The organism is Nocardioides sp. TRM66260-LWL (assembly GCF_020075545.1).
Classification (GTDB): domain Bacteria; phylum Actinomycetota; class Actinomycetes; order Propionibacteriales; family Nocardioidaceae; genus Nocardioides.
In genome coordinates this window covers 258,519-277,228 of the sequence record NZ_JAIQZK010000003.1, presented here as the reverse complement: position 1 = coordinate 277,228, position 18,710 = coordinate 258,519, and the positions used below count along the sequence as shown (strand labels likewise).

Genomic DNA, 18,710 nt, shown 5'->3' with positions numbered 1-18,710 from the left:
GTCGTGAAGACCCCGGGGGCTGCTCACAGCGCCCTCAGAACGTTGCGTGCCTCATCCAGAAGCTCCTCGGCTCGCAGCCTCACGTGAGCCAGCGCCACGTCATCGGATTCGGCGCGGTCTAGGGCCGTGAGCACTTCAGGCACCGTGGGCCCTTCCCGGAGATCAACACCATGAGCCCAGCCGACCCCGGACATGAGCGGCGCGAATTTGCGCGAGTACGCGAGCGGCACGGTCGGCCGACCGGTGCTCAAGGCATTGAGGCACGCGTGCATGCGCGAACCCAGGACGACATTCGAGCGCGACACCACCTCGCGCGCGTCCCACAGATCTGTGGGGACGATCGCCTCGACCTCGAAGGCCTCGGCGAGCGCATTGAGCTCGGCCTCGTCGTCGTCGGCCGACGGGTTCGCGAGGACGTGGGCGAGCAGCGTCACGTTGCGGTCCTGTTCGCGGAGTTTGCCGATCAGGTCGCGGATCAACGACCGATAGTGGTCGGGATCGACGTGGTCGGAGGCTCCCCACAGGAGGCCCGACACGTTCAGGACGACGTCATGGGTAGGAGCCGACGCGTCCGTCCGCGGCTGCGGAAGTGCGAAGACGACGTCGGTGGACAAGACAGCGGTGGTGCCGCGCCTCGCGCAGTAGTCACGACTGGTGGCATCGCGAGCTATCACTGCGGCCGCCGACCTCAGGGTCTTGGCGGATCGCCAACGACCCAGCCTGGTGTCGAAGGGACCGATCGTCTGCGGCATCAGCACGAGCGGCTTGCCCAGACGTCGGCAGAGAGCCTGGGTCTCCGTCATCACGAGCATGCGTTCCGCGCCGTAGATGTCAGCGAAGCTGTCTCCCGCCCCTGTGTCGACGATCAGGTCGAAGTCGCCGACCACCTCACGGACGGAGGTGTCTCGGTGGATCCGGTCAAACACCAGCGACTTCTTGGTCAGCTTGATTCCGAGCTCCGGACTTCCGAAGTCCTGGAAGTGCACCTCCGCGTCCGGGAAGACGTCGCGGATCAGCGCGGCGGCGCCGTGCGCGAGCACGCGGACTCCCAGGTTTGCGCTGTGGTCGTCCGCCCACAGAACCAATGCCTTCATCGCCCCGCCCCGATCCGTCGTACCGATGTACCTGTGAGGACGGCTGATCCGTCCCGCTTGGCCGAAACGCCGTGGAGCGCGCCCAGAAGCCTCTGCCGCCGTAGGAGGGGCGAACGCTTTCGCAGGCCGGCCTCGACGACCGCCTTGAGGGCGTGCTCGGCAGCAACCCTCGCCGCGAGCATGGGCCGGCCTCGGCGACGGGCCAACAGCACCCGATTGCGCACGGAGAAGTAGAGACTCATGCCTCCAGGCTCCTGCTCCGCGCCCGCTTCCGGGATGACCGCCACAGACCGTCCGGAATCGGCGAGGCGGAGGAAGAAGTCGATCTCCTCCATGTAGAGGAAGAACCCCTCGTGCATCCCTCCGATCGCCCGGAAGGCGGCGAGGTCGACCAAAAAGCAGCAACCGTCGACCCAGGACGGCGGCTCATCGCGAAACGCGCTGCGGGCAACCGGCATCAACTGGCCGTCCAGGTCGCCGCCCGCCGACCAGACCTCCTGAGTGGATCGACGCAGCACCAAAGGCGCCGTAGCGGCGACTCCCCGATCGCTGCCTCGAGCGAGCCCATCCGTCAGCAGGGAGAGCGCGCTCGGGGCAAGGCGAACCTCATGGGTCATGACCAGGAGTCGCTTCGCCCCTTGGGCAGTGGCCCACGCGGCGCCGGCGTTCACCGCATGGGCGTATCCGAGATTCTCGTGCTTCTCGACGACGGTGACGCCCGGGAATCGCCCGGCGACGGCAGCACCGAAGCCATCGTCCGAACCGTTGTCGATCACGCAGACCATCCCAGGATCGACACCTTGCTCGAGCGCCGAGGCGATGGTGTCGAGGACATCCGGGAAATGGTGGAAGTGGATGATCGCCACGGCCACCGAGCCGTCTGAAGCCGCGGCGCTCATCGCACCGACTCGAGGATGCGGCCGACGCCATTGCGGAAGGCCTCGTGCGAGAAGTGCTGGTCGAAGAGCTCAGGAGGCACCGGAGCGGCCCGAACCGCAGCGCCCGCGAAGAGCGCATCCGCGGAGAGCAGATACGGCGCGAACTCAGGGCTGAAGCCCTCCCGCACGTGAGGAGTGGTGAAGACGGGTCGGCCGTAGGCCAAGGCCTCAATCGCCTTCACCTTGATGCCTCCTCCGTGTTCGATCGGCACGACGGCGGCGTCGATGCTCTCGTAGAACTCGTCTAGGTCGCCGATCTCGCCGATCACCGTGACCGGGAACCCCCAGGTAGCGGCTGTCTCGCTGCCGTACCCGCCCACGACGAGTTCGATTCCAGCTTGCTCGAATCGAATCGCATTCTGACTGAGGTACGACCGGAGCGAGATCACGTTCGGCGGATAGTGGAGGTTCCCGATGAACCCGACCCGCCGGAGCCCGACGTGCGAAGCAGGCTGCGGACGTCGACGCACCGGTGTCGGGAGCCAACTCGACTTCACAGAACGCCGGCCGCCAGAAGCGACTAGGTCGCCGTAGCCAGCGAACGCACTCGGCCACCGGTCCGTGAGACCGATCTCCACGCGTCTCCATCTGGTCGATTGCAGCCGGCCTCCAAGCCGACTCAGGTTCGAGGCGTCGCCGATGTTGCGCGCGTTCACGCTCCAGAGATCCATCCAGTCGAAGACAAGCGACCCCGGGGTTCGGACCTTGGCTGCATGCGGCATGACCGCTGGAACCGTCACCACACAGATGTCGGCGTCCAGCGCGTCCGGCGGTAGGTGGCGCGCGAATGGCATCGGCAGAACTGCTCGCTTGAGGCTACCCAGGCGTGAGCCTGCAGTGTCATCACCAGACGGCGTCGAGTCATGGATCGACACCAGCTTGGTGTCGAAGCCCAGGCTGCGCAGTGCAGCGAGCCATGCAGCCGCGCGCTGCCCGCCACCATCCATCGGAAGGCCGTCCTCGGGATACCAATAGACGACCGCGGCAGTCACCATGCGATGACCTCCTCAAGCGAGAGCCGGATTCGCGCAGCCACTGACGGCCAAGCGAACGATTCTGCAACCAACTGCCGGGCGCCGTCATCCGCAGGCCGCCCCGTGTGATTCCTGACAGCCGAGGCCAGAGCGGCCGGGTCTCTGGGGTCGACGAACTGGACATTGGGGAAAGCCCCGAGCGTCTCCCGGAAGACACTGATGTCACTCGCGATGACCGACGCGCCGCTTGCCAGTGCTTCCACGGGCGGAAGCCCGAAGCCTTCGTCGAGCGAAAGACAAATGAACACCGAGCAGGAGCGCAACAACCACCGGAGCTGCGCGTCGTCGACGAAGCCGGTGAACCGCACCCGCCGATCTTCGACGGCTGCCAGCACGGAGCGATCCAGGTCCTCCCAAGCGCCGTCGCGCTCGCCCACGACGACGAGGGGCATGTCGGCGTCGAGCCGTCCGGAGTCGAGGACCCCGTCGACCACGGTCTGGAGGTTCTTGCGGACGTTCAGTCGGCCGACCGTCAGGACGAACCGGCCTTCGAGAAGATCGGCGACGGGGGTGACGGACGCTTCTGGATCGAGAAGTGCGGGCTCCAAGCCCATGCCTACCGTCGCGACTGAGGCCCGCGGAGCCTGGGACCTGATCCGCTGGCCTTCGGTGACGCTCGTGGAAAGCACGAGATCGGCTCGAGGGGCGAGTCTAGTCATCCAGCGGAAATATGACAGTTCCCTGCTCGTGAACCATTCCGGGTTGGTCTCGAACATCAGGTCGTGAATCAGCGCCAAACGGCCGCGACCGAAGAGAGGGGCGAAGTTGTGGACCAGCATTCCATCGGCACGGTGAAGGAACGCGACAATGGGAATGACGACCGAAGCCACGAGCGCCTGCGGGTAAAGGCGCGTCGCGACCACCGAGCAGTTCGGCCCTGGAAGATCGACGTTGGCAGCGTCACGCCGACGGACCACAAGAATCAGACGATCCCGAGGGAACCGCTGAACCCATGCCTCGATGATGCCGCGTTCGACGTTCTTCAAAGACTGCGGGCCGCTGACCCACCAGAACGCGTCCATCACGACAGTGCGCGGCCGGTCACGGCGTGGACGAGTGGTCGTCCTCATTGTGCGGTGCGCAGCAGGCAGGCTCTTCAGCCCCCATCCGACGCGCCGAAGGCGTGCCGCCAGGAGTCCGCGGCGAGTGGGCGAGATGCCTGGCTGCTTCTCCCGGATCTCGTCATCGGTGAGCCAGATCGTGCGCCAGATCAGGCCCGGCCACCGACGGACGGACTCCCGACGCAGCTCCGCTAGCGCCGGGACTGCGAGTGCGTCGCCGGCGGCCACCTTCAGACGCCAGTCCTCGAGCTTCTCCACCAGGGGGGGCGCGGGAACAGCCTGCGATCGCAGGCCAAGAAGTTCGCGCTCTCCCTCGAGAGCCTCCCAGGCTCCCGTGAGTTGCGCGAGTGCTGCGAGCTCATCGCGCGCCGACTCGTCCAGCGTCCCCAGACGATCGATCAACCAGGCCAGCCGCGGGCGCCGCTGCGGGCCTCCTCGAAGGTGGTGCAGGAGCTCGATCAACACCGACGACGGACGGTCACAGCCGACGAGCTGCAATCCAGCTATCAGCGAAGGCGCGCGCCGCTCCCAGAGAGTGTCGAAGACCAGCTGCGGCTCGGCTAGGAATCCGGGGAAGCGGTGGTGCACATCGATCTCGCATGGCCAGAGCGGGTGCACGAACGCATCGGAGTGGATCGGAAGGATGCTGGCTGAGCGATGCAGCACTCCGATCTCCCAGCCGGCGTCGCGCAGCACGGCGCAGTAGGTGTCCCAGGACGCGGGGTCGACCCACACGTCGACGTCGATGGAGCGATCTCCAGGCGGCCTCACGCCGTGTGAGCGAGCGACAGGTCCCTTGATCGCCATCGCGCGAATGCCGTGCGACTCGGCCAGCTTCAGAGCAAGCACGTAGCCCAGCTCGACGGCCTCGTCAGGGTCGAGGGTGAGCCGCTCTTCCTGCTGGGTCACCATGCGCGGTCCTCCAACAGTCGCCGCCCCCTCAGGCCCTTCACCACCTCAGCGACCAGAGGACGCACCTGCTCGATCGGGAGATCGGTGGGCGCCACGTGGTCGGCGATCTGCTCGATAGTGCGGATGCCGTCGATCGCCATCCAGACATCCGCGGCGAACCCGACGAGGATCGTCGGCGCCTCGGAAGGTCGCGACGGGTCGAGCAAAGCGACTCGTCCGGGCCGCTCGACGAACGCAATGCCCTCAGCGCGCACGGGGACGTCCACCGAGATCTCCGTCGTCACCCTGCTCCTCCCCTTGTACCGACCTTGCGATTCTCGACCATTCCTTCAATGGCCGTGCGAGAACGTTTCCCATTTCCCCGAGATTTCCTGTGATGAGCGCCGCTCGATTCCGTCATCGCTGAGAACGCCGAAGGCCCCCGCCGCTCCGGAGAGCAACGGGGGCCTTCAACAGGCGGAAGCGGAGCCGATCAGAGGCTGATGGAGCCCAGGATCGCCGGGAGGCCCGAGCCCGGGTTGGCGGTGCCGCCGACCAGGTAGAGGGGCTTCTCAGCCGGAACCGTGATGGTCGGCTCGAGGACGACCGTTTGGCCCGGGGCGAGCTGGGTCTGGGCAACGAAGCGGAACGTCACGGAGCCGAGGAGCGACTCGGTGAGGTTGCCGACCAGCGGGACCATGCTGCCGGTCTTGAAGACCGACCAGCCAGCGGGGGTGGTGGAGGTGGCGTCCGTCAGCGAGCCACCGAGGAGGCCGCCGACGACCGGCACGAGCTCGGCCACGGGGAGCGAGCTGAGGCACTTGTAGGTCAGGGAGACCGACAGGCCGAGGGTCTTGTAGGTGCCGCTGTTCGTGATGGTCACGATCGTGCGGAGCTTCTTGTTGGCCCGGAACACCTGCAGGTTGGCGGCCAGGGTGGTGGCGCCGCTGTCGGTGGCGGAGGTCGTCGCGGCCAGCGCGGGGGCGGCCGAGGCGATCGTGATGGCGGGGACCGCGACGGCGCCGATGGCACCGGTGCGGACGAGCGAACGGCGGGAGAGCCCAGAGTCGCCGGCCGCGTCCTCAGCAGGCGTGGGGTGGTCGAACGTCATGGGGGTGCTCCGATCAGGAAACCGCCCGCGGTGGGCGGTCAGGCAAACTCAGGGGAGGGTTAGGCATCCTTGCCTAGGCAGAAGAGTAGGGGTGGGGGCACGCGCAGCGCCAACGCTCTGACGGCATCTGGGACACCGGTCTAGTCCATCGGATTGCCGGGGTGTTACACGCCGGATGCGTGCTGGTCACCTGGGATGAGAATGCCCAGGTCAGCGAGCTGTTGAACGATCGAGGCCGCGACCTCGGACGCCGAGGTGCTTGACAGACATCCCACCCACTCGAGGGCGGCTGCGGCCCCGGCCGACGTCACCGAGCCCTGCTCGTAGGCGTGCGCGAGCACCGCGCCGGCCTCCGGGGAGGTGACGAGGTACTGGTCGCCGCGCAGGAGCGCGGCGCGTCCGTCGGGGGCCACGTGGAGGTCGTGGAAGGGCGCCAGGCGATAGGTCGGGGCTTCGGGTTGGCTTCGGGGTGCGGGGGTCTCGACAAGCTCGACCACCGAGGACGCCGGCTCGACCACCGACGTCGGCTCGACCACCGACGTCGGTGCGGGGGTCTCGACAAGCTCGACCACCGGCTCGAGCCACTGCTCGATCAGGGGGGCGAGGTCGTCGGCCTCGGCGTAGCGGACGCGGCGGACGGGGCCGGCGGCGTCCACCAGCGCGGCGAGGCGGCGCAGGGGGAAGGGGCGGGCAGCGAGGAAGGCGCACTGAGCGGCGAGCAGGCCGATCGCCTCGAGGGGGTCGAGCTCCTCGACCTCGACGCCCACCTGCTCGGGACGACGGTCGAGGACGACGATCGCCGCCGCCCGGGCGGCCGCGGGGGTCGGCCCGGCGCCGAGGTCGTCCGGGGCGTGCTGCGACTTCCAGCGGTCGCGGCGGTCGAGCACCGAGAACGGCTTGGGGTACGGCGTGATGGAGAGGTCGTCGGCCACCGGGATGGTCTCGTCCGAGACGTAGCCGAACCGCGGCGCCAGGCGGCGCACCGCCGTGGTCTTGCCGGCGCCCGACGGGCCGACGATCAGCGCGGTGCGTCCGGCGGCGTCGCACACTCCCCCGGCGTGCAGGAGCAGCACGTCGTCCAGGGCGCGGACGCGCAGCGCGAGGTCGGTGACCCGCGGCGACACCTCGTGCACCACCGCGGCGAGATCGTCGTAGGCGACGTCGCCCGCGGCGTAGGCGCCGGCCACGACGGCGGGGTCGTCGTCGAGCACCACCGGCAGCACGGCGTCCGGCTCGACGGATGCTCCGGCGGGCATCAGGCAGCGGACCCAGGCGCGGCGCAGCGCGGACTCCGCGAGACGGTTGCCACTTCCGCGGATTTCGACCCTGACGTGCACGCCGATCGCCCTAAGATCCAGGCCTACGGGCCGGTCGGACTCCTCACCCACGCCGCCGATCCTCGCACTCTCCCCGAGCCAGTCCCCCAGAAAGGGCGCCCGCGCCGATGGAACTCAGCGACTACCTCCGCGTCCTGCGCACCTACTGGATCGGAGTGCTGGTGCTCACCGCGCTCGGCGCCGGGCTCGCCGCGGGCTACACGCTGACGCAGCCGAAGGTCTACGCCGCCAACGCCAACGGCCTGGTGACGATCGCGAACCCGACCAGCAACGGCAGCGCCGGTCTGCCGACCAACGACCCGAACATCGGCGTCATCAACGACACGCTGGCCCGCTCGAAGGTGAAGGCGTACGTCGAGATCGCCACCAGCCGCTCGGTCGCCCAGCGCGTCATCGACGACCTCGGCCTGAAGAGCGACCCCGCCGGCCTGATCGGCTCGATCAGCGTCGACCAGCCGCTCGACACGCCGCTGCTGAAGATCACCGCCAAGGCCTCCAGCCCGCGCCGCGCGCAGGACCTCGCGGACGCCTGGGTGAAGGCCACCGCCGCCGAGATCGCCAACATCGAGAACCCGGACGGCGCCGACCAGCCGAGCGCGGTGCTCCAGCCCGTCGAGGCCGCCGAGCTGCCCACCGCTCCGGTCTCGCCCAAGCCCTCGCGCAACCTCGCCCTCGGCATCGCGCTCGGCCTGCTGCTGGGCGTCGCGTACGCCGTCGTCCGCTCGCGCCTCGACCGTCGCCTCAAGTCGTCGACGAACTTCGACAAGGAGTACGGCGTCGCGGTCGTCGGCCGCGTGCCCGGCATCAAGCAGCTCGAGACCGAGGAGCGCACCGGCGTCGCCCAGCTCGCCGTCTCGAAGACCGCCGGCTCGTCGGGCTGGGAGGCCGGCGAGGCGTTCCGCAAGCTGCGCACCTCGATCTCCTACATGGACGTCGACCAGCCGCCGAAGATCATCGTCGTCACCTCGCCGCAGCCCGGCGACGGCAAGTCGACCACCGCCGCCAACCTCGCCGCCGCGATCGCGATCTCGGGCCAGCCCGTGACCCTGGTGGACGGCGACCTGCGCCGCCCCTCGGTGGCCGACGGCTTCGGCCTCGTCGAGGGCGCCGGCCTCACCGACGTGCTCATCGGCCGCGTGACGCTGGACGACGTGCTGCAGGAGAGCCCCGACTTCGAGGGCCTCACCGTGCTGGCGGCCGGCTCGATCCCGCCCAACCCTTCCGAACTGCTCGGCTCGAAGGCCATGGAGGGGCTGATCCAGGAGCTCGCCCGCGACGGCATGGTGATCATCGACGCCCCGCCGCTGCTGCCCGTCACCGACGCCGCGGTGCTCTCGCGCGAGTGCGACGGCGCGATCGTCGTCGTCTCGCACAACCGCACGCTCGACGCCGAGCTCACCGACGCCCTGACCGCCCTCACCGCCGTGCAGGGCCGCGTGCTGGGCGTGGTGGTGAACCGGGTGCCGCGCAAGGAGTCGGGCACGGGCTACTACACCGGCTACTACACCACCGACGTCGGCGCCGCGCCTGCGAAGGCCGGGGGGCGACGCCGGGGCTGACGCCTCCTCGGACGGCCCTGTCGTCGAGCTCCTGGTCGGGGTCGCGGACGCCGCCGCTGGTCGAGACCACTCGCCTCGGATCGCCGCGAGCGCCCGACGGCACGGCGTCGCGAGTCCTACGCTGGACTGCGCCTCGCACCCCTCCCCCAGGGCCGGCCAGCCAAGCGAAAGGCCTCCTCCGCCGCCATGCCCGAGATCCCCCGCATCCACGGCACTGCGATCCGACCGACGCGACGCTCGGTCGTCAGCGCCGCCGTGTGGGCAGCCCCCACGATCACCGTGCTCAGCGCCGCCCCCGCCTTCGCCTCCTCCGGACGCAGCGCCACCGTCACCGAGACCACCGGCCTGGCCTCGAGCGGCACCGGCGTCGTCTACCTCGCCCTCGACCCGGCCCCCACCACCGCGCCCGCACCGGTCGTCGTCTACGACGACCGCGGGGCCTCCACCACCGGCTTCACCATCGCCGGCGCCCGAGGAACCGCCGCGATCTACCGCCTCGCCTTCCGCACCACCACCCGTCCGATGCCGGCCACCATCACCGTCACCCTCGACATCCCGGACTACGGCACCGCCAACGCCGTCGTCCCGATGACCCTCGGCGGCACTCTCGACACCCGCGTCGCCGACCTCGGCCTGAACGCCGGGTCGCTGAGCAACGGCAACGGGCTCCTCGTCCAGCCCGACGGCAAGATCCTCGTGGCCGGTGACTTCTCCCAGGCCGGGACCCCCCAGGTCGCGAGGAGCCGCGTCGCTCGCTTCACGCCGGACGGCACGCTCGATCCCGGCTTCACCAGCCCCCAACTGAGCAGCAGCGTCTTCGCCATCGCCCTCCAGCCGGACGGCAAGATCCTCGTCGGGGGCATCTTCTCCACCGTCGGACCCGACGCGACGCCCCGACAGGGTCTGGTCCGCCTCAACGCCGACGGCACGCTCGACACGAGCTTCGCCAACCCCGGGCTCAACGACGCCGTCTACGCGATCGCGGTGCTGCCCGACGGCAAGATCCTCGTCGCCGGCAGGTTCGGGACCGCCGGGCCCGATCGCACGACGGTCGGACGCCTCGCACGGCTCAACGCCAACGGCACCCTCGACACCGGCTTCGCCGACCCGAACCTGCTCAGCACCACCATCAGCTTCACCAACGTGATCGCGTACGACCTGGCGGTGCAGCCCGACGGCAAGATCCTCGTCACCGGCAACTTCAACACCGCCGGCCCCGGCGACACCCCTCGCGGGGGACTCGCCCGGTTCAACTCGAACGGAACCCTCGACACCGGATTCGGCGATGCGAGTCTCGGTGGCACCAGCTTCCCGACGGGCACGGGGCTCGCGCTGCAGTCGGACGGCAAGGTCCTCGTCGCCGGCCGCTTCACGACCGTCAAGTCGCAACCGCGGGTCGGGCTCGCACGCCTCACCGCCAACGGCACCCTCGACACCGGCTTCCAGCCCACGCAGCTCGACGACCTGGCCTACGGCGTGACGCTGCAGGCGGACGGCAAGGTGCTGCTGACGGGCGACTTCACCACGTTCGGCTCGGGCAAGGTGTCGCGCAGACTGCTGCTGCGGCTGAACGCCGACGGCTCCCTGGACACCGGCTTCGGCGACCCGGCTCTCACGGGCGGCGACCGGCCGCGAGTGACCGCCGCAGCCGTCGACCAGGACGGCCTGATCTACGTCACCGGCACCTTCAGCAGCGCGGGCAGCCCCAGCACCGCCCGCGGCAACCTCGCGCGGTTCTACGGCTGAGGCCCGGTCGGGCTAGCAGAGGGAGCGGTAGGCCGGGCCGGGCACCGCAGGCGCCGGCAGGACGACGCGGCTCACCGGCGGCGTCCCCGACGGGCGCCACCGCACGGGCAGGGTGATCGAGGCGCCGGGGGCCAGCGCGACCGACACCCGCCTCACCTCGCGCCCCTGCCAGCGTCCGACCGACGAGCCCGCGCCGCGCACGGCCCCGCCGCGCGGGCCGAGCACGAACACGTCGGCCCGCAACCGCACCGCAGCACCACGGGCCACGCCGGTGACCGACGGGGTCAGCGACCGGGCGCCGGCGGCGCGGTCGAGGGTCAGCCGCACCCGGGCGTCCTGGGTGGCCCGGCCGCAGGAGCCGGGCACCACCTCGACCCGCAGGAACCGTCCGAGCTTGGAGCCGAAGCGGTTGACCGTGTCGTCGACCAGCACCGCCGCGTCCGCGGGCTCGAGGAGCCGGGTCGCCGGCACCGCCGCGGCCACCGAGGCCCGCTGCGGAGCCCACTGCAGCCGCTCCTCCTCGAGGCTGCGCCGCAGGGCCTCGAGCAGCGCGGCGTCAGGGCCCGCGTCGCGGAGCCCGAGGACGACCGCGGCGCCGGCACGCGCCAGGAGGCGGTCCTGACGCACCGGGTCGGGGTCGCGGTAGACGCCGGCCTGGACGAGATCGCGGAAGCGGGTGCCGTCGAGCGTGCGGCCGTCGACCCGCACCCCGCCGACGGCGTCGACCAGGTAGCCCAGGGACACGGTGTCGAGCATCAGCACGCCGTCGACACGCTCGTCGAACCGCGCCGCCCACATCGCCGCCCACTGCCGGCCGACCTCGGTGACGCCGGGCACGCGGTTGGCCTGGGTGAGCTCGGCGGTACGCGCGTCGAAGACCCGTCGCGTCGCCGCCGACAGCCCTCGGTAGCGGACGCCGTCGAACGCGTGGGCTGTGGTGGTGCGGCCCAGCACGACCCGACCGTCCCGCACACGGACCTCGAGCAGGCTGCCGGCGTAGCCGCCGAGGGAGCGGACCCCGGCGTTGGACTGCACCACCACGAGGTAGCGGCGCTCCTCGTCCGCGCCGAGCAGCGTGGGGGCGGCCGCCGCGGTCCGCGCGGCCCGACGGAGTCCTGCCACGGCCGGCCCGAGCTCGGCGACCGCGTTCTCCCGCCCGGAGGCCACGGGGCCCAGCCGGTCGTCGTCTGCGGACCTGAGGTCGGCGAGGGAGGAGTCCGCGACGCCGGCCGCGGACCTCAGCAGCGGCGCGATCCGAGCCACCGCGGCGACGTCCAGGCCGTCGGACGGCGAGCCGAGCGCGCCGCGTCCGTCCGCCCGCGCCACCGCGTCCACCAGCGGCAGGCCGGCCGCGGTCAGCCGCGCGGACGCCTCGGCGAGCGTCGCCACCGTGCGGGCGTCCCCACCCACCAGCGGCAGCCGCTGCAGCACGGCCCACACCCGCCCGGTGGTGCCGGCCTCGGCGTCCAGCGCGTGGCCCCGGGCGTCGCGCACCGCCCCCTGGACCCCCGCGAGATCGCCGGCCGACGCGGCGTCGCGCGCACGCGCCCCCGCCTCCCGCACCGCCGAGAGATCGCGCGCCACCTGCACCACGCGCCACCCGGCGACCAGCACGACCAGCCCCACCACACCGGCCACGATGCGCACCAGGCGGCGGTTCACTCGTGGACGACGCATGGTCTGGAGCGTGACAGAGCGCGAGGGCCAGGGCCGTCCGATCGCTGTGGCGCGAGACATCCCGGATTGGCGGCACCGCGGTGGTCGAGCCTGCCGGAGTCACCGCCCTGCGCGGGTGCAGGGGTCTCGACAGGCTCGACCACCGATGCCGCGCTCGACCACCGATGCGGCTCTCGACCACCGGGCCCTGCGCGGGTGCGGGGGTCTCGACAGGCTCGACCACCGGGGCCGCGCTCGACCACCGATGCGGTAGTCGAGCACCGCAGGCGTCAGCAGGCGGAGTCGCCGGCGATCGCGTCGACCGGGGAGGCGCCGGGGGTCACCTGGAGCTCGGGGGCGAGGCGCTGGTTGGCGCCGGTGGTCATCGTCCACTCCAGGTCGACGCTCTCGCCCGGGGCGAGGGTCAGCGCGCTGGTGGCGGTCGGACGGTCGCCGTCGTCGAGCGTGCTCACCGGCTCGATCGGACGACCGTCGACGGTGAGCGTGTCGATCGAGCCGCCCACCGGGCCGTAGGCCAGCACGTTGAGCACGTAGGTGCCGCGGGTCAGGCCACGGCGGGCGAAGGACCCGGCCGGGTAGTCGGGCAGGGTCCGCGCCTGCTGCGGGGTCAGGGTCGAGGTGAGGCGGGCGGCCAGGCGCAGCACCTGGTGGTTGCCGACGCACTCGGTGCCGGCCACCCGCACCTGCGAGCGCAGGTAGTAGGCGACCTTCGAGGCCGAGCCGTCGTTGAGGTAGAGGCCCACCTGGGGCACCGGACCGGGGCGCCGTGGCAGCGCGCCGGCGATGCGGGTGGGCGCCAGCAGCCGCTGCTGCGCGGCGTCGGCGCTGTAGACGAACAGCCGACGCTGGTCGACGCCGCGGGCCAGGACGCCCAGCAGGCCGCCCGCGTCGTCCGTGCCCTGGGTGACCCGCTCGAACACGGTGGAGGCGACGCCCTGGAAGAAGGCGTCCTGCCGGTCGGGGTCGGGGAAGCGACGGTAGGTGTCGGCGAGCAGCAGGCGCACGGCGTCGTCGCCGGTGAACCGCACGCCCTCGACGGTGACGGGGCCGGTGACGCGGAGCAGGTCGGCGAGCACGACGGCGTCCATCGTGACGACGCCGTCGACCCGGCCGGCGTACCGCTCGCGCCACAGCGCACGCCAGATCTCGGCGGCGCGGGGCAGGTCGGGGGTGGAGTTGGCGTCGCGGAAGTCGCTGGTGAGCGTGGGGCCGAAGATCGCGGTCTCCTGGGCCGTCTCCGGCAGCACCGGCCGCGGGAACACCAGGGTGTTGCCGGGCACCTGCCGCTTCAGGCTGATCTTCCCGCCGCGCGCGTCGAGCTCGACCACGGCGCCGCCCAGGCCGCCGGTGGCCCGCGCCTCGCCGGAGTTCTGCACCACCAGCAGGTAGCGTCGGTCGCCCTCCGCGCCGAGCATCGGCGGCAGCAGGCGCACTGCCAGCCGGGACGCGCGCATCGCGTCGTCCAGGTCGGCGATCTCGGCGACGGCGTCGCGCACGCCCGAGGCGACCGGCCCGAGCAGGCCGTCGGCGTCGATGCGCTGCACCCGGAACCGCGCCCGGGAGGTGGCCTGCGCGGCGGCGTCGACCGGATCGCGGAGCTCGGCGATCGCGGCGAGGTCGAGGCGACCACCCCGCGGCACCAGCCGCGCCCGCTGCTGGGCCACCTCGGTGACCGACGGCAGCGCCGAGGCCGCCAGGTCGTCCGCGGCCCGCGCGATCGTCCGCACGGCGCGGGCGTCGTCGCCGACGAGCGGCAGCCGCGAGAGAGTCGACCACACGGGCCCGCTCACCGCGGAGCCGGCGCTCGACGCGTGCTCGAGCAGACGCTGCTGGGCGGCGGTGACGCCGGCGGGGTCGTCCTCGCTCAGCGCCCGCCGCAGGTCGGAGGCGTCATCGCGCGCCGCGTCCAGACCGCTGCGCACCTGGTAGGCGCGCCAGGCCACCAGCAGCACCAGGACGACCGACGCCGCCGCCGCGACGCCGACGAGCAGTCGGGTGCGGCGACGGCGTGGAAGGCCGAGCCGGGTGGAGCGGAGGCGTCGGAGCGAACGACGAAGGCGCCGCTGGAGGCGCCGACGCTGCTGCCCGAGACCCACCGATCAGCGGACGCGGATCTTGAAGCGCGTCGTCGACTTGTTGTAGACGGTCGAGCTGTACGGACGGAACAGGGCGACGACGCGGTACGTGCCCTTGTACTTCAGGCGCGGCGTCGTGAACGTGTACTTCTTGCCGATCGTGACGATCTTCGAGTACGCCTTGCGCTGCTTCCACTTGCCCTCGGGGCCGATCTTGACGACCAGCTTCAGCACGCCGCGCTGGCTGACCCGGGCGGCACGCGCGCCGGGGGCGGCGACCACGCGGGGCGAGTTGGACGCGCCGATGGTGAGCGAGATGTCGACCGGCTGGTTCTGGCCCGACGAGGTGGGCGTGGAGAACCGGGCCGACGTCGAGCTGGCGCCGTCGTAGGCCTCGGCGTGCGGCATGGCGAGGAGGGAGGCGGGCAGCACCAGCGCGGTGGCGCCGGCGGCGAGGAGCTTCTTCATGGCTGGTCCTTCGGGGGTTCGCGGGAGCATGGGGAGGCGGCCCGGGGAGGCTGACCGGCCAAGTGGCCTAGACCGGATGCGTAAGGAACCGTCTCACGGAAGGCGAGCGGCTCTTTGCATTCGATCAGAATCCGGACGACGACTCGCCGCTGGTCTAGACCACTGTCCGGAGATGAACACCGCGCGTCATCTCGGTGAAACCGGAACTTCGCCGGCCCGCAACGAAGCAGCACGGCCCGGCTCCCCTTGCTGGGGGAGCCGGGCCGTGCAGGCGCGGTCCGTCAGATCTCGACGGTCACCTCGGCGACCGAGCCGACCGACGCGACCACCGCGCGGTCGACCGGGTCGGCCTTCGGCGCGAGCGTGCGCAGCGTCCACTCGCCCTCGCCGGCGAAGAACCGGAAGTGGCCGGACGCCGACGTCGGGACCTCGGCGGTGAACTCGCCGTGGCGGTCGAGCAGGCGCACGTAGGCGTTGGGCACGGGCTCACCCGCGCGCAGCACCTGGCCCTGCACCACGGCCTCCTTGGCGACGTTGACGCCGTCGAGCGAGAGACCGCCCGCGGTAGCGCCGCACATCAGGCCTCGCCCGCCTCGTCGCCGAGGACGACCGGGACGCCCACGAGGGAGCCGTACTCGGTCCACGAGCCGTCGTAGTTCTTGACGTTGTCCTGGCCGAGCAGCTCCTTGAGCACGAACCAGGTGTGCGAGGAGCGCTCGCCGATGCGGCAGTAGGCGATGGTGTCCTTGCTCCAGTCGACGCCGGCCTCGGTGTAGATCTCGCGCAGCTCGTCGTCGGACTTGAAGGTGCCGTCGTCGTTCGCGGCCTTGCTCCACGGCACCGACGCGGCGGTGGGGATGTGGCCGGCGCGCTGCGCCTGCTCCTGCGGGAGGTGGGCCGGGGCGAGCAGGCGACCGGCGTACTCGTCGGGGCTGCGGACGTCGACCAGGTTCTGCGTGCCGATCGCGGCCACGACCTCGTCGCGGTACGCGCGGATCGAGGCGTCCTGCTCCTGCGCGGTGTAGGAGGTGGCCGGACGGGAGACCTCGTCGTCGACGAGCTCGCGGGAGTCGAGCTCCCACTTCTTGCGGCCGCCGTCGAGCAGCTTGACGTCCTGGTGACCGTAGAGCTTGAAGTACCAGTAGGCGTACGCGGCGAACCAGTTGTTGTTGCCGCCGTACAGCACCACGGTGTCGTCGTTGGCGACGCCCTTGGCCGAGAGGAGCTCCTCGAACTGCTGCTTGTTGACGAAGTCGCGCCGCACCTGGTCCTGCAGGTCGGTGGTCCAGTCGAGCTTGATGGCCCCCTTGATGTGGCCCTTGTCGTAGGCCGTGGTGTCCTCGTCGACCTCGATCAGGACGATCTTGTCGTCGCCGAGGTGCTCCTCCACCCACTGGGCGGTGACGAGTGCGCTCTCGCGGCTCATGGTGATCTCTCTTTCGGTTGCTGGCGGTGTGATGGCGGGCTGTGCTGGGTGGTCCGGGGATCTCGACGAGCTCGATCACCGAGGTGTCCGGGGATCTCGACGAGCTCGATCACCGGCAGGGATCAGGCGGTGACGCGCTTGATCAGCAGGTACATCTCGCAGCCGAGGCAGAAGCGGAAGACCGCGTTCAGCACGGCGGCGACGAGGGCGAAGCCGACGGCGATCTGGCCGAGCAGCGTCGCGCCGGCCAGGTAGCCGACGAGCGCGACGGCCAGGAACACCAGGCCGACGCCCTGCGCGAACCGCGGGGGCTCGGGCGCCTCGAGCTCGGTCGGCGGCGCCAGGCGCGGCCGGACGAACCGCTTGAACGCCCAGGCGTGCGGCGTGTGCTGCACGCCGCGGACGGCGCCCAGCGCGAACAGCGCCGTCTGGAGCGCGACGAGCACCGTGGCGGGAGTGCTCGGGAGCGCCAGGATGGCGACGAGCACCACCACGGTGATCGAGGCGGTGAACTGCGGGCCCCGCGGGTCGATGCCGGCGGGGGTGGCGCCGGTGGTGCCGGCGCCGGGCTGGGACTGGACGGACATGGGTCCTACCTCGTGGTCGCTGCTGCCTGGGGAAGGGGCGTCGGACGGAGGCGGGTCGACGGGTGCGGAGCAGGGCTCCGGCCGGGATGCGCGTCCGTCAGCGGCGCCGACACAGGCTCGAGCGCACGCGGCAGTGATCCACTGCGCGTCGCTTCGTGAGCCAGGTCGAGGACATGGGTCGAGAGTAGGCCGGGCGGGGAGACGGGTCCCAATCGGATGTTCGGATGATGGGACGGCTGTCCGTCATGTGGGATTCCCGGGGTCGATCAGGCTCAGCCCCATGCCGCGGAAGTCGCGGACGTTGCGCGTCGCCACTCTCGAGACAGCCGGGGTCACAGGTCGGCCGCGCCGGGGACGTCGCGACTGACGACCGGCTCGACGTCGATCTCCTCGTCCATGCGCAGGGCATCCCGGAGGCTCTGCGCCCCGGTCAACCGCTCGTACTCGGCGATGTCGAGGACGACCAGGCTGAGCCGGCCACGGTCGGTGACGAAGACCGGCCCCTCCCGAGCCATCCGCTTGGCCGCTGACGGTGACCGATGGAACTCACGCGCGCTCACGACGGACATGTCGATCACCTCCACGTCGACGCTACGTCAGGACGTCGGACGAGCGCGCCAGCTCAGATGCCGCGTCGCACCCGCCACCGCTGCACCGGGCCCTCGACCAGCTGCCAGGAGGCGGTGGCCACGGCGAGCGTCAGGACGAGCACCAGCAGCGCGTCCAGCCCTTCGGGGTCGCGGAACGGCGAGACCCACCGGACGAGCAGGTAGTTCCACAGGTAGGCGGCGTACGAGATCGTGCCCAGGCCCACGAGCAGCCGGGCCGGCGCCGAGCGCACGTGCGGCCGCGCACGGGCGGCCTGGATCAGCACGACGGTGGCCACGCCGATCACCGGACCGACCAGCAGGTAGGCCAGCGGCTCGTCTCGCAGGTCGGGCAGCGACAGCCCGAGCAGGACGACGAGGGCCACCGCTGCGGCGAGCACGGTGCGGCGGGCGCTCGGGGGCAGCAGGCGGTCGAGCCGGGCGCCGGCCACTGCGGAGGCGGCGCCGACGACCATGACGACGCCCCACGACGTCGGCCACGGGTAGACGTCACGCACCCGCTCGACGCTCAGCACCGTGACCAGCGAGGCGAGCCAGAGGGTGGAGCCGGCGACCACGAGCAGCGCCACCAGCGCCCGCCGTGGGCGCGCCGCGCGGGTCGCCAGCGCCAGGAGCGCCGGCCAGAGGAGGTAGAACTGCTCCTCCACCGCGAGGGTCCACAGGTGGCTCAGTCCCGGCGAGGGCCGCGGGAACCACGGCAGGTCGATGACGTAGGTCAGCGCCAGCACGACGCTGCGCACCACGCGCGTGCGGTCGCGCGGGATCGGCTCCCACACCAGCGTCACCACCACGAACACCACGAGCAGGACGACCAGCGCCGGCAGCAGCCGCAGCGCCCGGTGCAGGTAGAAGCGGCGCAGGTCGAGCCGGTCGGTGCGCTCCAGGCCGCGCAGCAGCACCCCGGTGATGAGGTGGCCCGAGAGCGCGAAGAACACCACCACGCCCACCAGCCCCGCCCCGCCGAAGACGCCCGGGAAGGAGTGGCGCAGCAGCACCAGGCCGATCGCCAGGCCGCGCAGCATCGTCAGGCCGTCGATGCGCCGCGGGACGGTCTCGGCGGCGCTCACGGAACCGCAGGCTAGGCGACCGGCACCCCCC

At 71.4% G+C, this 18,710-nt stretch carries 17 protein-coding genes; 2 read left to right on the top strand and 15 right to left on the bottom strand.

All coding sequences use genetic code 11. The features are described 5' to 3' along the window. Positions 1-23: 23 nt before the first annotated feature. The 7 genes from K8Z61_RS10545 to K8Z61_RS10515 form a co-directional block, all read right to left on the bottom strand. Positions 24-1,094, bottom strand: coding sequence for a polysaccharide pyruvyl transferase family protein (locus K8Z61_RS10545; RefSeq protein WP_224129253.1), 1,071 nt, complete (start codon positions 1,092-1,094; stop codon positions 24-26). After that, entirely contained in the window at positions 1,091-1,993 is a 903-nt protein-coding gene (locus K8Z61_RS10540; protein WP_224129251.1) for a glycosyltransferase, read from the bottom strand. Before K8Z61_RS10540 ends, K8Z61_RS10545 begins: the two co-directional genes overlap by 4 nt. Continuing rightward, complete coding sequence (locus K8Z61_RS10535) at positions 1,990-3,027, bottom strand: glycosyltransferase family 4 protein (RefSeq protein ID WP_224129249.1); 1,038 nt, start codon at positions 3,025-3,027, stop codon at positions 1,990-1,992. Before K8Z61_RS10535 ends, K8Z61_RS10540 begins: the two co-directional genes overlap by 4 nt. Further along, positions 3,021-5,039, bottom strand: coding sequence for a glycosyltransferase (locus K8Z61_RS10530; protein ID WP_224129247.1), 2,019 nt, complete (start codon positions 5,037-5,039; stop codon positions 3,021-3,023). Before K8Z61_RS10530 ends, K8Z61_RS10535 begins: the two co-directional genes overlap by 7 nt. After that, on the bottom strand, positions 5,033-5,323 hold the full coding sequence (locus K8Z61_RS10525; protein WP_224129245.1) for a PqqD family peptide modification chaperone: 291 nt from the start codon (positions 5,321-5,323) through the stop codon (positions 5,033-5,035). Before K8Z61_RS10525 ends, K8Z61_RS10530 begins: the two co-directional genes overlap by 7 nt. A gap of 188 nt (positions 5,324-5,511) precedes the next feature. Continuing rightward, positions 5,512-6,129: a hypothetical protein gene (locus K8Z61_RS10520; RefSeq protein WP_224129243.1), complete on the bottom strand. Its 618-nt coding sequence runs from the start codon at positions 6,127-6,129 to the stop codon at positions 5,512-5,514. A gap of 164 nt (positions 6,130-6,293) precedes the next feature. Then, on the bottom strand, positions 6,294-7,385 hold the full coding sequence (locus K8Z61_RS10515) for an ATP-binding protein (RefSeq protein WP_224129241.1): 1,092 nt from the start codon (positions 7,383-7,385) through the stop codon (positions 6,294-6,296). A gap of 188 nt (positions 7,386-7,573) precedes the next feature. On the opposite strand from K8Z61_RS10515, the gene K8Z61_RS10510 reads away from it, so the two are divergent. Next, on the top strand, positions 7,574-9,025 hold the full coding sequence (locus K8Z61_RS10510) for a polysaccharide biosynthesis tyrosine autokinase (protein WP_224129239.1): 1,452 nt from the start codon (positions 7,574-7,576) through the stop codon (positions 9,023-9,025). A 186-nt stretch (positions 9,026-9,211) separates the two neighbouring features. Then, entirely contained in the window at positions 9,212-10,771 is a 1,560-nt protein-coding gene (locus K8Z61_RS10505; RefSeq protein WP_224129236.1) for a hypothetical protein, read from the top strand. Between the two features lie 12 nt (positions 10,772-10,783). On the opposite strand, the gene K8Z61_RS10500 is transcribed toward K8Z61_RS10505, so the two are convergent. The 8 genes from K8Z61_RS10500 to K8Z61_RS10465 form a co-directional block, all read right to left on the bottom strand. Further along, positions 10,784-12,448 (bottom strand): DUF4012 domain-containing protein, encoded by a 1,665-nt coding sequence (locus tag K8Z61_RS10500; RefSeq protein ID WP_224129234.1) that lies wholly within the window; start codon positions 12,446-12,448, stop codon positions 10,784-10,786. Positions 12,449-12,717: 269 nt separating this feature from the next. After that, positions 12,718-14,544 carry a DUF4012 domain-containing protein gene (locus K8Z61_RS19300; RefSeq protein ID WP_224129232.1) on the bottom strand — a complete coding sequence of 609 codons (1,827 nt, stop codon included), beginning with the start codon at positions 14,542-14,544 and terminating at the stop codon, positions 12,718-12,720. Positions 14,545-14,547: 3 nt separating this feature from the next. Beyond that, positions 14,548-14,991, bottom strand: coding sequence for a hypothetical protein (locus tag K8Z61_RS10490; RefSeq protein WP_224129230.1), 444 nt, complete (start codon positions 14,989-14,991; stop codon positions 14,548-14,550). Positions 14,992-15,272: 281 nt separating this feature from the next. Next, positions 15,273-15,569, bottom strand: a complete 297-nt coding sequence (locus K8Z61_RS10485; protein ID WP_224129228.1) for a DUF1416 domain-containing protein — start codon at positions 15,567-15,569, stop codon at positions 15,273-15,275. Then, a complete protein-coding gene (locus tag K8Z61_RS10480) occupies positions 15,569-16,417 on the bottom strand; it encodes a sulfurtransferase (protein WP_224129226.1) in 849 nt (282 codons plus the stop codon). The genes K8Z61_RS10485 and K8Z61_RS10480 overlap by 1 nt, the downstream gene beginning before the upstream one ends. A gap of 122 nt (positions 16,418-16,539) precedes the next feature. Further along, on the bottom strand, positions 16,540-17,004 hold the full coding sequence (locus tag K8Z61_RS10475; protein ID WP_224129224.1) for a DUF4395 domain-containing protein: 465 nt from the start codon (positions 17,002-17,004) through the stop codon (positions 16,540-16,542). 332 nt (positions 17,005-17,336) lie between these two features. Continuing rightward, positions 17,337-17,573 carry a type II toxin-antitoxin system Phd/YefM family antitoxin gene (locus K8Z61_RS10470; protein WP_224129222.1) on the bottom strand — a complete coding sequence of 79 codons (237 nt, stop codon included), beginning with the start codon at positions 17,571-17,573 and terminating at the stop codon, positions 17,337-17,339. Between the two features lie 53 nt (positions 17,574-17,626). Beyond that, entirely contained in the window at positions 17,627-18,679 is a 1,053-nt protein-coding gene (locus K8Z61_RS10465) for an acyltransferase (protein ID WP_224129219.1), read from the bottom strand. Positions 18,680-18,710 lie beyond the last annotated feature (31 nt).